Source organism: Sinorhizobium sp. CCBAU 05631 (genome assembly GCF_002288505.1).
Classification (GTDB): Bacteria; Pseudomonadota; Alphaproteobacteria; order Rhizobiales; family Rhizobiaceae; genus Sinorhizobium; species Sinorhizobium fredii_C.
Window position 1 is genome coordinate 3,129,866 of the sequence record NZ_CP023063.1, and the last position, 12,764, is coordinate 3,142,629.

11 protein-coding genes and 1 tRNA gene are annotated in these 12,764 nt (G+C 63.0%); 4 read left to right on the forward strand and 8 right to left on the reverse strand.

Going from position 1 to position 12,764, the window contains the following annotated elements; translation table 11 throughout:
* Positions 1 to 42: 42 nt before the first annotated feature.
* Positions 43 to 4,767 (reverse strand): glutamate synthase large subunit, encoded by a 4,725-nt coding sequence (gene gltB / locus SS05631_RS15365; protein ID WP_037420267.1) that lies wholly within the window; start codon positions 4,765 to 4,767, stop codon positions 43 to 45.
* 643 nt (positions 4,768 to 5,410) lie between these two features.
* On the opposite strand from gltB, the gene SS05631_RS15370 reads away from it, so the two are divergent.
* Complete coding sequence (locus SS05631_RS15370; RefSeq protein ID WP_037420373.1) at positions 5,411 to 6,457, forward strand: low specificity L-threonine aldolase; 1,047 nt, start codon at positions 5,411 to 5,413, stop codon at positions 6,455 to 6,457.
* 80 nt (positions 6,458 to 6,537) lie between these two features.
* Here the strand turns inward: SS05631_RS15370 and SS05631_RS15375 are convergent, their stop codons facing one another.
* Positions 6,538 to 6,999: an Hsp20 family protein gene (locus SS05631_RS15375; protein ID WP_037420270.1), complete on the reverse strand. Its 462-nt coding sequence runs from the start codon at positions 6,997 to 6,999 to the stop codon at positions 6,538 to 6,540.
* Positions 7,000 to 7,380: 381 nt separating this feature from the next.
* Here SS05631_RS15375 and SS05631_RS15380 point away from each other — a divergent pair, with 381 nt between their 5' ends.
* Positions 7,381 to 8,364, forward strand: coding sequence for an alpha/beta hydrolase (locus SS05631_RS15380; protein ID WP_037420272.1), 984 nt, complete (start codon positions 7,381 to 7,383; stop codon positions 8,362 to 8,364).
* A 69-nt stretch (positions 8,365 to 8,433) separates the two neighbouring features.
* On the opposite strand, the gene hisN is transcribed toward SS05631_RS15380, so the two are convergent.
* Both hisN and SS05631_RS15390 read right to left on the reverse strand, forming a co-directional pair.
* A complete protein-coding gene (hisN, locus tag SS05631_RS15385; RefSeq protein ID WP_037420275.1) occupies positions 8,434 to 9,210 on the reverse strand; it encodes a histidinol-phosphatase in 777 nt (258 codons plus the stop codon).
* Between the two features lie 346 nt (positions 9,211 to 9,556).
* Entirely contained in the window at positions 9,557 to 10,438 is an 882-nt protein-coding gene (locus SS05631_RS15390) for an N-formylglutamate amidohydrolase (protein ID WP_037420278.1), read from the reverse strand.
* Between the two features lie 190 nt (positions 10,439 to 10,628).
* Here SS05631_RS15390 and cpdR1 point away from each other — a divergent pair, with 190 nt between their 5' ends.
* Both cpdR1 and SS05631_RS15400 read left to right on the forward strand, forming a co-directional pair.
* Positions 10,629 to 10,991 (forward strand): response regulator CpdR1, encoded by a 363-nt coding sequence (gene cpdR1 / locus SS05631_RS15395; protein ID WP_037389271.1) that lies wholly within the window; start codon positions 10,629 to 10,631, stop codon positions 10,989 to 10,991.
* A gap of 302 nt (positions 10,992 to 11,293) precedes the next feature.
* Positions 11,294 to 11,368: transfer RNA gene (locus tag SS05631_RS15400), tRNA-Val, on the forward strand.
* Positions 11,369 to 11,461: 93 nt separating this feature from the next.
* Here the strand turns inward: SS05631_RS15400 and SS05631_RS31935 are convergent.
* The 4 genes from SS05631_RS31935 to SS05631_RS15410 all read right to left on the reverse strand — a co-directional run bounded on the left by SS05631_RS31935 (position 11,462) and on the right by SS05631_RS15410 (position 12,759).
* Complete coding sequence (locus SS05631_RS31935; protein ID WP_244412189.1) at positions 11,462 to 11,623, reverse strand: hypothetical protein; 162 nt, start codon at positions 11,621 to 11,623, stop codon at positions 11,462 to 11,464.
* Between the two features lie 83 nt (positions 11,624 to 11,706).
* Positions 11,707 to 11,892 (reverse strand): ABC transporter permease subunit, encoded by a 186-nt coding sequence (locus SS05631_RS32520; RefSeq protein WP_280106594.1) that lies wholly within the window; start codon positions 11,890 to 11,892, stop codon positions 11,707 to 11,709.
* Positions 11,862 to 12,347: an ABC transporter permease subunit gene (locus SS05631_RS31940; protein ID WP_280106596.1), complete on the reverse strand. Its 486-nt coding sequence runs from the start codon at positions 12,345 to 12,347 to the stop codon at positions 11,862 to 11,864. Before SS05631_RS31940 ends, SS05631_RS32520 begins: the two co-directional genes overlap by 31 nt.
* Before the next feature lie 55 nt (positions 12,348 to 12,402).
* Positions 12,403 to 12,759 carry a hypothetical protein gene (locus SS05631_RS15410; RefSeq protein WP_176536633.1) on the reverse strand — a complete coding sequence of 119 codons (357 nt, stop codon included), beginning with the start codon at positions 12,757 to 12,759 and terminating at the stop codon, positions 12,403 to 12,405.
* Between the last annotated feature and the right edge of the window lie 5 nt (positions 12,760 to 12,764).

Genomic DNA, 12,764 nt, shown 5'->3' on the forward strand with positions numbered 1-12,764 from the left:
CCGTCACCGGGAACGGTTCGGGGGCCGCTGTCACAGGTGCCGTTACTCGGCCGCTACCGCCATTTTCATGCGTTCCATGTCCTCGAGCGCGCGGCGGTATTCGACCGGCATGACCTTGCGGAATTTCGGCCGGTAGTCCGTCCACTGATCGAGGATCTCCTTGGCGCGCGCCGACCCCGTGAAGTGCAGGTGGTTGGAGATCAGCTGGTAGAGCCGTTCCTCGTCATGGCGCGTCATATCGCCCGAGACGTCCACCCGGCCCTTGTACATGAGGTCGCCGCCGTGATGGTGCAGCTTCTCCAGCATGTCGTCCTCCTCCGGCACCGGCTGCAGTTCGACCATGGCCATGTTGCAGCGGCGTGCGAAGTCTCCCTCCTCGTCGAGCACGTAGGCGACGCCGCCGGACATGCCGGCCGCGAAGTTGCGCCCCGTGCCGCCGAGCACGACGACGACGCCGCCGGTCATGTATTCGCAGCCGTGGTCGCCGACACCCTCGACGACCGCCACCGCACCCGAGTTGCGCACGGCGAAGCGTTCGCCGGCGACGCCGTTGAAGTAGCACTCGCCCGAGATCGCCCCGTAGAGCACCGTGTTGCCGACGATGATCGACTCCTGCGGCACGATCTTCGCGCTTTCCGGCGGCCGAACGATGATGCGCCCGCCCGAAAGGCCCTTGCCGACATAGTCGTTGCCGTCGCCGACGAGATCAAAGGTGATTCCGCGCGCCAGGAAGGCGCCGAAGGACTGGCCCGCCGTGCCCTTGAGCGTCACGTGGATCGTGTCGTCCTTCAGCCCCTTGTGGCCCCAGCGCTTGGCGAGCGCACCGGAAAGCATCGCGCCGGCCGAGCGGTCGACGTTCTTGATCTCCGCCTCGAACGCCACCGGAACCTTGGTCTCGAGCGCCAGCTTCGCCTTCTCGACCAGCCTGCGGTCGAGAATGTCATCGATCGGATGGTTCTGGCGGGTCGTCCAGTAGGTCGCTTCCTTCGGCGCTTCGACCTTGTGGAAGATCTTCGAGAAGTCGAGGCCCCTCGCCTTCCAATGCTCGATCATACGGTCGCGCTCGAGCAGTTCCGACGCGCCGATGATGTCGTCAAGCTTGCGGACCCCGAGCGAAGCGAGGATTTCCCGCACCTCTTCGGCCACGAAGAAGAAGTAGTTGATGACGTGTTCCGGCGTGCCCTTGAAGCGCTTCCGGAGCACCGGATCCTGTGTAGCGACGCCGACCGGACAGGTGTTCAGATGGCACTTGCGCATCATGATGCAGCCGGCGGCGATCAGCGGCGCGGTGGCGAAACCGAATTCGTCGGCACCGAGCAACGCGCCGATGATCACATCACGGCCGGTCTTAAGGCCGCCATCGACCTGAAGGGCGACGCGCGAGCGCAAGCCGTTCAGCACCAAAGTCTGCTGGGTTTCGGCAAGGCCGATTTCCCAAGGGCTGCCGGCGTGCTTCAGCGAAGTCAGGGGCGAGGCGCCGGTGCCGCCGTCGAAGCCGGCAATGGTGATGTGGTCGGCGCGCGCCTTGGCGACACCGGCCGCAACCGTGCCGACGCCGACTTCCGACACCAGCTTCACCGAAATATCGGCCTCCGGGTTGACGTTCTTCAGATCGTAGATCAGCTGCGCCAGGTCTTCGATCGAATAGATATCGTGATGCGGCGGCGGCGAGATGAGGCCGACGCCCGGCGTCGAATGCCGGGTCTTGGCGACCGTCGCGTCGACCTTGTGGCCGGGCAACTGACCGCCCTCGCCGGGCTTCGCACCCTGCGCCACCTTGATCTGCAGCACGTCGGCATTGACCAGATATTCGGTGGTGACGCCGAAGCGGCCGGAGGCGATCTGCTTGATCGCCGAGCGTTCCGGGTTCATCGAACCGTCCGGACGCGGCAGATAGCGGTCGCTTTCCTCGCCGCCCTCGCCGGTGTTCGACTTGCCGCCGATCCGATTCATGGCGATCGCCAGCGTCGTATGCGCCTCGCGGCTGATCGAGCCGAAGGACATGGCGCCGGTCGAGAAGCGCTTGACGATCTCGGCTGCCGGCTCGACTTCCTCGATCGGGATCGGCTTGCGGCTAACGGCTTCGGCGCTCTTGATGGTGAAGAGCCCGCGGATCGTGTTCATGCGCAGCGCCGAGGCGTTCACCATCTCGGCGAATTCGCGGTAGCGGTCCTCGGCATTGCCGCGCACCGCATGCTGCAGCGAAGCGATGGCGTCCGGCGTCCAGGCGTGGCTCTCGCCGCGCATGCGGAAGGCGTATTCGCCGCCAATGTCGAGCGTGTTGGCAAGCACCGGATCGGCGCCGAAGGCGGCCTTGTGGCGGGAAACCGTCTCGGCGGCGATCTCATCGAGGCCGATGCCCTCGATCGTCGTCGCCGTGCCGAAGAAATATTTGTCGACCAGCTTCGACGACAGACCGACGGCGTCGAAGATCTGTGCGCCGCAATAGGACTGGTAAGTCGAGATGCCCATCTTCGACATGACCTTGAGGATGCCCTTGCCGACTGCCTTGATGTAGCGGTAGACGACCTCCTTCTCGTCGACTTCTTTTGGGAAGTCGCCGCGCTTGTGCATGTCGACGAGCGTATCGAAGGCGAGATAGGGGTTGATCGCTTCCGCGCCATAGCCGGCGAGCAGGCAGAAGTGATGCACCTCGCGCGGCTCGCCCGATTCGAGCACGAGGCCGACAGACGTGCGCAGGCCCTTGCGGATAAGGTGGTGGTGCACGGCCGCGGTCGCCAGCAGCGCCGGGATAGCCACGCGATCCGGCCCGATCTGCCGGTCGGAAAGCACGATGATGTTGTAGCCGCCCTTGACCGCCGCTTCGGCGCGCTCGCAGAGTCGGTCGAGCATTTCCGGCATGCCTTCGGCACCGCGCGAAATGTCATAGGTGAAGTCGAGCGTCTTGGTGTCGAAGCGGTCTTCCGTATGGCCGATTGAACGGATCTTCTCAAGATCGCCATTCGTCAGGATCGGCTGGCGAACCTCCAGCCGCTTGGCATGCGCCATGCCGGCGTGGTCGAGGATGTTCGGCCGCGGACCGATGAACGAGACGAGGCTCATCACCAGTTCCTCGCGGATCGGATCGATCGGCGGGTTGGTGACTTGGGCGAAGTTTTGCTTGAAATAGGTGTAAAGCAGCTTCGGCTTGTCTGACATGGCCGAGATCGGCGTGTCGGTGCCCATCGAGCCGATCGCTTCCTGGCCGGTAGTCGCCATCGGCGACATCAGGAGCTTCGTGTCTTCCTGGCTGTAGCCGAAGGCCTGCTGGCGGTCGATCAGCGATACGTCGCGGCGCAGCGCCCGGGGCTCGACCGGCTTCAGGTCTTCGAGGATGAGCTGGGTATCGTCGAGCCACTGCCGGTAGGGATGCTTGCCGGCAAGCGACGACTTCACCTCCTCGTCGGAGATGATGCGGCCCTCTTCCATGTCGATCAGCAGCATCTTGCCCGGCTGCAGCCGCCACTTCTTGACGATCTTGTCCTCATCCACTGGAAGCACGCCGGCTTCCGACGCCATGATGACACGGTCGTCGCTGGTGACGATATAGCGCGCCGGGCGCAGGCCGTTGCGGTCGAGCGTCGCGCCGATCTGGCGGCCGTCGGTGAAGGCGACCGCCGCCGGCCCGTCCCACGGTTCCATGAGGGCCGCATGATACTCGTAGAACGCCTTGCGTTCGGGCGACATCAGCTGGTTGCCGGCCCAGGCCTCCGGGATCAGCATCATCACCGCGTGCGACAGCGAATAGCCGCCCTGCACCAGGAACTCGAGCGCGTTGTCGAAACAGGCAGTGTCCGACTGGCCCTCATAGGAGATCGGCCAGAGCTTGGAGATGTCGTCGCCGAAGAGCGGCGAGGAAACCGACGCCTGCCGCGCCGCCATCCAGTTGACGTTGCCGCGCAGCGTGTTGATCTCGCCGTTATGCGCTACCATGCGGTAGGGATGCGCCAGCTTCCAGGACGGGAAGGTGTTCGTCGAGAAGCGCTGGTGAACCAGCGCCACCGCCGACTGGAAACGCTCGTCGGCAAGGTCCTTGTAATAGGCGCCGACCTGGTAGGCAAGGAACATGCCCTTGTAGACGATGGTCGAGGTCGACAGCGATACGACATAGAAGCCGAGGTCGCCGCCGTCCGCCTCCGCATAGATGCGGTTGGAGATCACCTTGCGCAGCGTAAACAGTCGCCGCTCGAATTCCGCATTGGTGGCAGCATCGCGGCCGGCGCCGATGAAGACCTGCACATGGTGCGGCTCGGTGGCGGCGATGTCTGGCGCCTTCGAAAGCGACGAATTGTCGACCGGAACGTCGCGGAAGCCGAGCAGATGCTGGCCTTCCTCGGCCACCACCTCGCTGATCACCTCCTTGAAATGGGCGATCAGCTTCTCGTCGCGCGGCATGAAGAGATAGCCGACGGCATATTCGCCCGCCTTCGGCAGGGTGACCCCCTGGTTCGCCATCTCCTCGCGGAAGAAGCGGTCGGGGATCTGCACGAGAATGCCCGCGCCGTCGCCCATCAGCGGGTCGGCGCCGACCGCACCGCGGTGCGTCAGGTTTTCAAGCATAAGGAGCCCGTCGCGCACGATCTGGTGCGACTTCTCGCCCTTCATATGCGCGACGAAGCCGACGCCGCAGGCGTCATGCTCGTTGCGTGGATCGTAAAGGCCCTGTTTTCGCGGCAGACCGGAGGGGAATGCGGGCGTTTTCACAGCCGTCGCAGCATTCCGTGCGAGGTGGAGCCCAATCTGTTGTGATGGCGAATGATCCGTCATCGTCGTCCCTCCTGTTGTACCCGGAAATCCGGGCATACCGCGGCCCGCGCGCCTAAGCCGCCTCGCGTTTTCGCATCGCGGCAAGCCGGGGCATTATCGTCGCATGATCCTGAGCAGGTCGCAAATGAAGCGCGGCCCATCAGGCACGAATGTCCGCGACCATGGTGATGGCAGGCGATAACAGCCGAATGAAACCGGCGAAACCCCTTACGCTCCCCGCCCGAGGCCGCTTTTCGCGGCCCTTCTGGCGATTGTTCCGGTCCCTAGACCGAAATAGGACAGCAAACCTGTCCTATTTCATGCGTTCTATGCCAGAAAGCGCCCCCCTCCGCAAGGGGCATGGCCGCAAATAATGCTGGAGACTTTGCCGAACATTGCCAAAAATTTCGCCGGTTTGAAATAAAATTACGCGACGCCGTCGCTTTCTTCACTTTGGTTTCAAACTGGTCATCTGTTGGCATCGCCAAGAACCTACCACATGTCTCCTTAAATCAAACTCGGTTCAACGGACAAAGACATTGAAGTGCTACAGCGGCCTTTGCGCGCGCGATAAACGCGCGGCGCTGTAGGCATTGTCTGGACGCCGAACTCGGCTATGGTCACCCCGAATCGGCCGCCGAGGCTGACAGATAGGATGATTCTGATGATATTTGCCTCCGACAACTGGGCTGGCGCTCATCCGGCCATTTCCGAAAACCTCGCCGCCGAAGCGCGGGGCTATGTTTCCGCCTACGGCACGAGCGAACTCGACCGGAATGTGGAAAAGCGCCTGTCGGAGATTTTCGAAACGGACGTGGCGGTGTTCTTCGTCGGCACCGGCACGGCGGCCAACGCGCTTGCGCTGGCGAGCACCAATCGGGCCGGAGGGGTCGCCTTCTGCCACCGCGAAGCGCATGTGAATGTGGACGAATGCGGCGCGCCGGAATTCTTCTCGCAGGGCGCCAGGCTGTGCCCGGTCGCCGGCGCGCGCGGCAAGATGGATGCGGCGCGGCTCGAGGCCGAGATCCGCCGCTTTCCGCCGGACGTCGTGCATGGCGGCCAGCCGATGGCGGTGACGCTGACGCAGGCGACGGAGAGCGGCACGGTCTATTCGCTCCCGGAGATCGAAGCGATCGCCTCGATCGCCAAGTCACACAGGCTGCCGCTGCACATGGACGGCGCGCGCTTCGCCAATGCCCTCGTTAGCCTCGACACGACCCCGGCCGAGATGACCTGGAAGCGCGGCGTCGACCTTCTATCCTTCGGCGGCACGAAGAACGGCTGCTGGTGCGCCGAGGCGCTCATCCTCTTCGACCTGTCGAAGGCGCACGAGATGCACTTCCTACGCAAGCGGGCGGCCCAGCTTTTCTCGAAGTCCCGTTTCATCGCCGCCCAATTCGACGCTTATCTCAAGGGCGATCTATGGCTCGATCTCGCCCGCCATGCGAATGGCATGGCCCGCCGCCTTGCGGAAGGAATCGCGGCTTCGGCCGTGAGCCGGCTCGCCTGGACGCCGGAGGCCAACGAAGTTTTCGTGATCCTGAAGCGCGACGTGGCCAAGCGTCTGCAGGAGCAGGGGGCGGTCTTCTACGACTGGCCCGCGCCGCAAGACCTCTCCTCCAGCCTCGCCGCGGATGAAGGCCTCTACCGCCTCGTCACAAGCTTCGCGACGCGCGCCGATGACGTCGACCAGTTCATCGCGGCCTGCTGAACAAGGGCATGCGCGGCAGAAATGCCCATGAAAAAACGGCGCCCCGAGGGACGCCGTCTTTGATGGTCTAATGATGGACGTTAGGCCGTCTGCGCCTCGATCTGCTTCGGCTGGGAAGAGACCGAAGTGATCTCGATGCGACGCGGCTTGGCAGCTTCCGGAATCTCACGCACGAGATCGACGTGAAGCAGGCCGTTCTTCAGCGAAGCAGCTCGGATCTCGACATGGTCGGCAAGCTGGAAGCGGCGCTCGAAGGCCCGCTTGGCGATGCCGCGATGGAGAAACTGGCTTTCCTCACCCTTCTCCTCGCTCTTCTCGCCCTTGATCGTCAGCGTATTCTCGCGCGCTTCGACCGAAAGCTCGCTTTCGTCGAAGCCGGCAACGGCCATGGTGATACGGTAGGCGTTTTCGCCGGTCCGCTCGATGTTGTAGGGCGGATAGGTCTGCGCCTGATCGGGCTGGCCCAGGCTGTCAAGCATGGTGAACAGGCGATCGAAGCCGACGGTGGAGCGGTAAAGGGGGGAAAAGTCAAAGTGACGCATGGTGTCCTCCTTCAAGAGCAACGTTTGCGATGTCTGGCCTGCCGCCCCATAAGGCTGCGGCATGACCGGTGAGCGGACCCGTCTTCGGCGCCCGCAGCCAAAACATGGGAGCGCTTTCGCATGAGTTCAAGGGCCGACCTGGCCACATTGGTGAACGGCAAATGAACGACGGGTTCGGCCGCCGTTCAGCCTCGCGCAGCTAAAACAGACACACTGGGTGGAAGCGCCCAGGGCTGAAGCGACATGTCCCTTCTCCTTCAGCGGCCGGAAGCGGTGATCGTCCGGATTTCATCCGCCGCTTCCGGCTTTTTTCTTTGACGTGGGCAGGACTGCCGCCTATCCCTAAACGATCTCGACTTCGTTTCCTCGGCCGCGCGCTTAATGACGACGATCCTTCATTCCACACCGGATAATCCGATACCGGGCAAGCCCCAGGTGGGCTTTTTGGACGGCGCCGGCGACCGCAAGATCCGCTACGCCGTCTTCAAGGCGAACGCGCCGGTCACGCGCGGCACGATTGTGCTCCTGCAGGGGCGCAACGAGTCGATCGAGAAATACTTCGAAACGATCGGCGATCTCACGGCGGCCGGTTTCTGGGTCGCGACCTTCGACTGGCGCGGTCAGGGTGGATCCGAACGGCTGCTGCCGCAGCCGGGCCGCGGCCACGTGGAGCATTTTGCCGACTACGAGCGCGATCTGTCGATATTCCTGGAGCAGATCGTCCTGCCCGACACGCGCCTGCCCTTTTCCATTGTCGCCCATTCGATGGGGGCGCTCGTCGCCCTGTCGCTGGCGCCGATGCTGGCAAGCCGTATCGACCGAATGGTGCTGCTGGCCCCATTTCTGGGCTTGAGCGGCCAGGCAATCGGCGAGCCCGGCATAGTCGCGATCGCCACGGCAATGCGCTGGTTCGGCCTCGGCAACCTGCCGGTGCGCGGCGACAAGGAGCGTCAGTCTCCCTTCAGGAACAACCCGCTGACCTCGGACAGCCGGCGTTATGCCCGCAACCTTGCCGTCATCGAGGCCTGTCCGCATTTGCGCATCGGGCCGCCGACCGGCCGCTGGTTGAGCGAAGCGTTCCGGGTGATCAGGCGCACGACGCGCCGCGAGCACCTCACGAGGATAATCGTGCCGACGGTCATCCTGGCGCCGACGGCCGACGGCCTCGTGCCCTATCTCGCCATGGAATATCTCGCCAGCAATTTCCGCGCCGGCCATTTGATCCCGATCGACGGGGCGCGCCACGAGCTCTTCCAGGAAGCCGACCGCTACCGCGCCCAGGCGCTCGCCGCCATTCTGGCCTTCCTGCCGGAGACCGACGCCGAGGAAATCGACCTTTCGCCGCAGACGATGGAAGATGCGTAACTCATTGCATGTCGCCCACAAATGTGGGCAGCAGCTTTGAGGTAACGACATGCACAAAGCGGGCGCGCTTTAGCGCGCTCGCAACATCTCCAGCGCCTGCGCATGTAGCTCCGGGCTGCCCGCGGCGATGATCTCGCCGCCCATTTCCGCCGGACCGCCCTGCCAGTCGGTGATGATGCCGCCCGCCTGTTCGATTAGCGGAATGAGGCCGCCGACATCGTAGGGCTTCAGGCCGCATTCGATGACGAGATCGACATGGCCGGCCGCAAGCAGTGCGAAGGCGTAGCAATCGCATCCGTAGCGGAAGAGCCGCACCTTGGCCTGCAGCGCTTCGAAGCGCTCCTTGAGATCGCCGGTATAGAGATGCGGCGAGGTGGTGAACAGGACAGCATCGGAAAGCGCGTCGCAGGCACGCGCGGACAGCACCTTCTCGCCACCGGGGCCCCGATAGATCGCTTTCTCGCCGTCGGCGAAATAGCGCTCGCCGGTGAAGGGCTGGTCCATCAGCCCCATGATCGCCTTGCCGTGGCGATAGAGGCCGATTAGCGTTCCCCAGACCGGCAATCCGGAAATGAAGGCACGCGTTCCGTCGATCGGATCGATCACCCAGACATGTTCGCGGTCGAGGCCGATATTGCCGTGCTCTTCGCCGAGGATACCATGCTCAGGGAACGCGGCTTCGATCAATCGCCGGATGGCCGCCTCGGCCGACTGATCGGCTTCGGTGACGGGATCGAATCCGCCTTCGAGCTTGTTGACGACGCTCGTGCCCGTGCGGAAGCGCGGCAGGGTTTCCGCCTTGGCGGCATCGGCGAGGCGGTCGAAGAAGGAACGGTCGGGCAGCATGTCACTCTCTTGAGGCGAGAAGGAAGTTCATTCTGAATAGAGGAAATCTGCCGAAAGGCAACGCTTGCGCCGGGCGCTCGCAGCTGCGGTGCCAAGACACGCTCGCCTACTGCCTGTCTCCTTAATCGACCTCGATTCAAGGAGAAAGACATGCGGCAAATTCAAAGTGCTACAGCAACCTTTGCGCGTCTGGTAAGACGCGCGGCGCTGTAGAAACTTGACAATTGTGCAGTGCAATATTAAAGTTTCCTGGCAGTCACGAGTGGCTGCAAATACCCTCCTTGGGTGTTTCCTCCCTAGACTTGACCGCGCCATTGGCGCGGTTCTTTTTAAGGGCAAGAGCAGGCTATTCCGCGGCAAGCGGCAGATAGGCGCCGTAATCCTCGACATGGCGCGCCAGACCTGCGACGAACGTCGCAAGATCGGTTTCCAGGGCGGCAAATCCCGGCTTTTTGACCAGCGTCGCCTCGTCGATATAGAGGCTGCGGTTGATCTCGATCTGAAGCGCGTGTAGCCCCCGCGTCGGCCGGCCATAATGTTCGGTGATGAAGCCGCCGGCATAGGGCTTGTTGCGCGTCACCGCATAGCCGAGCTGCTCCAGGAGTTCGACCGCAAAGCGCGACAGTTCCGCCGCGGCGCTCGTTCCATAGCGGTCGCCGATGATGAAATCCGGTCGCTGGCCGCTTCCTGCCAGGTGAACGTTGCCGGGCATCGAGTGGCAGTCGATGAGCACCGCCATGCCGAACTGGACATGGGTGCGGGCGATCAGCTTCCGGAGCGTCGCATGGTAGGGCTTGTAGATCGATTCGATCCGCGCCAGCGCCTCCTCGACGGGCACGCGGCTGCGATAGATTTCCATATTCTCGGCGACCAGCCGCGGCACCGTGCCGAGCCCGCCTGCGACCCGCATCGAGCTGATATTGGCGTGGGGCGGCAGCGCCCCCTCGAACATGCGCGGATCGAGCTCGTAAGGTTCGCGGTTGACGTCGAGAAAGGCACGCGGGAAATGGGCCCTCAGCAGCGGCGCTCCAAGGAGCGTGGCGCTTTGGAAGAGTTCGTCGACGAAGTGATCCTCGGACCGCCGAATCGAATGCGCATCGAGCCGCGACTGATCGAGAAAGGATTGGGGATAGTAGCGCCCGCTATGCGGTGAGTTGAACACGAGGGGGATCCGCTGGCTCGCGGGTTCCAAGACCTCGAACACGTCCCACTCGGCCACTTCCCCCATCTGAACCCTTTTACCATATGCGGATCTTGCTGTTTTGATCATGTTGCCAGTTGGCCGCCTCTGTGTCCATAGTGGCCTCCCGTCGGTTCCGGGGGTTGACCCCTGCCGTTCACCGGATATTTACGCTGTTGCGGTTTGCTAGGCTGCCGCATCCCACAAGCATCGAAAAGAAGTAGCCACGGCCGAATTCATGACTGCGAAAATCCTCCTTGCCGAAGACGACAACGACATGCGCCGCTTCCTCGTGAAGGCGTTGGAAAAGGCCGGCTACAAGGTCCTGTCCTACGACAACGGCGCCAGCGCCTATGACCGGCTGCGCGAAGAGCCCTTTTCGCTGCTGCTGACCGATATCGTTATGCCCGAGATGGACGGCATCGAACTCGCCCGCCGGGCGACCGAGCTCGACCCGGACCTGAAGGTCATGTTCATCACCGGCTTTGCCGCCGTCGCGCTCAATCCCGACTCGAAGGCCCCAAAGGACGCCAAGGTCCTTTCGAAGCCCTTCCACCTTCGCGACCTCGTCGACGAGGTCAACAAGATGCTGGCTGCCTGAGACCCCCCAAGCGGTTTCCCTATCTGTCAAAACGGCTGGCCAAGCCGATCTGCTTGATCGGCTTCCGCTTGCGCTTTGCCCCGCCAGAATTCGCAAGCCGCGCGTCACGCTGCGCGTTCCTCCGGCAGCAACCTCTGCTATTTCAATCATTTAGCTGCCCGATGCGCCCGCAGCGGGCTAAAGGCCGAACGCGCGCCCATCGAAGTCCCGCCCCACCGGCACCTTCGAACTTTCTGTCAAAAAACCTTCGAAAAGCCTATTGACGCGCACGCCGGTTTTATGGTCTATGCGCCGCATCGGATGGGCGTGTAGCTCAGCGGGAGAGCACTACGTTGACATCGTAGGGGTCACAAGTTCGATCCTTGTCACGCCCACCATCCTTTTCAAGGGCTTAGCGGTCCCGCTGAGCCCTTTGTCGTTTCTGGTGGCTAATGGCGCCAAGTTGCGGGCGGCGACGCGCCGAGCAGCCATCATGCCCTGACCTCCTGACGCTGGAAGACGACGTAGGCCAAAGTGAAGAGCAGGATCATCGCAGCGACTAGTCCCGAGAGCTGCGGCCATACGACCAGCAGGCTTTGCACGGTCGGTAGCGGTGCGCTGGCAATCGCGCCTTGGACTTGATCGAAGAACAAGGGACCACCGAGCGCGCCGCGGGGTTCAACAGCATTCCGGTGATTTCCCCGTAAAGCGTCTGAGGCGAGAACCTGCTGATGGCCTACTGCGTTTCGAGCTGTGTCACCACCGTCATCGGCTCGAGCGGATCGATGGGAGCCAGCGCGCCTGCAAACAGCGGCGCGATCATGTCCCAGAACACCGCAAGCACCAGCCAGACCGACAGGGCGGCCAACGCCGAGGTCGCCGGCGAGCGGATCAAGGTCGAGAAGGCGATCGCCAGCGCCATCCAGACACCGGCGTAGGCAAGCGTCGCGGCGAGATAGGCGGCACCCCGCACGATGTCGGCGGCCGACGGGGCAGACCGAGGAACAGGATGCCGAGGCCTGTCATGAGCAGCCAGAGCGTCAGCAGCGCGATTGCGATAACAAGCAAGCCACCGAGGAACTTTACGAACAAAACCGCATCGCGGTAGATCGGCTGCGCCAGGAGCCGGCTTATTGTCCGCCAGGCGTATTCGCCGTTGACTGCGTCGAAACCCAGCGCGATCGCCACCAGCGGCAACAGAAAGCCAAGCAAGGCGGCGAAGGATGGAAGCGGCTCGCACGCCTCAGTCAACAGCTTCAGGAACAGGAAAGGATCCTCGGCTGTGGTTGCGGTTATGCGCCCAATCGCACCATAGACGGCGCCGATCGCGGTCAGCAGCACGAGCAGCATGATCAGATGCATCCGCGCGCTGGTCATATGATCGGCCGCTTCCTTGAAGGCAATCGTTGCCGCGCCCTTGAAGGGTGAGCCTTCACGCGTCATGGACAACCTCCCGGAAATACCGATTGTAGGCCTGGTCAAGCCGCGCCCGACGCAGGTCCAAATTCTTCAGGGAACCACCAGCATCGACGACGAGGCGGGCGAGCTCCGGGCGAACATCGCGGTCGCTTTCGACCAGCCAATGGCCGTGGCGACCGGGTGCGATCGACTTCACGCCCTCGGCCGACGTGCCCAGTTCGGTAAGGTCGATACCATCGGCCTCGACATCGATGATGAAAGCGCCTCCCCCGATCTTGTCGGCAAGCTCTTCGATGGTGCCGAGGAATCCAATCCGGCCGTTGCTGAACAACGCAATGCGATCGCAGACCGTTTGCACCACGTTGAGCATGTGCT

Excerpts from the sequence above, each read along its gene's own strand:
- gltB (WP_037420267.1), bottom strand. The coding sequence starts at position 4,767 with ATGACGGATCATTCGCCATCACAACAGATTGGGCTCCACCTCGCACGG.
- SS05631_RS15370 (WP_037420373.1), top strand. The coding sequence starts at position 5,411 with ATGATATTTGCCTCCGACAACTGGGCTGGCGCTCATCCGGCCATTTCC.
- SS05631_RS15375 (WP_037420270.1), bottom strand. The coding sequence starts at position 6,999 with ATGCGTCACTTTGACTTTTCCCCCCTTTACCGCTCCACCGTCGGCTTC.
- SS05631_RS15380 (WP_037420272.1), top strand. The coding sequence starts at position 7,381 with ATGACGACGATCCTTCATTCCACACCGGATAATCCGATACCGGGCAAG.
- hisN (WP_037420275.1), bottom strand. The coding sequence starts at position 9,210 with ATGCTGCCCGACCGTTCCTTCTTCGACCGCCTCGCCGATGCCGCCAAG.
- SS05631_RS15390 (WP_037420278.1), bottom strand. The coding sequence starts at position 10,438 with ATGGGGGAAGTGGCCGAGTGGGACGTGTTCGAGGTCTTGGAACCCGCG.
- cpdR1 (WP_037389271.1), top strand. The coding sequence starts at position 10,629 with ATGACTGCGAAAATCCTCCTTGCCGAAGACGACAACGACATGCGCCGC.
- SS05631_RS32520 (WP_280106594.1), bottom strand. The coding sequence starts at position 11,892 with ATGGCGCTGGCGATCGCCTTCTCGACCTTGATCCGCTCGCCGGCGACC.
- SS05631_RS31940 (WP_280106596.1), bottom strand. The coding sequence starts at position 12,347 with ATGACCAGCGCGCGGATGCATCTGATCATGCTGCTCGTGCTGCTGACC.
- SS05631_RS15410 (WP_176536633.1), bottom strand. The coding sequence starts at position 12,759 with ATGCTCAACGTGGTGCAAACGGTCTGCGATCGCATTGCGTTGTTCAGC.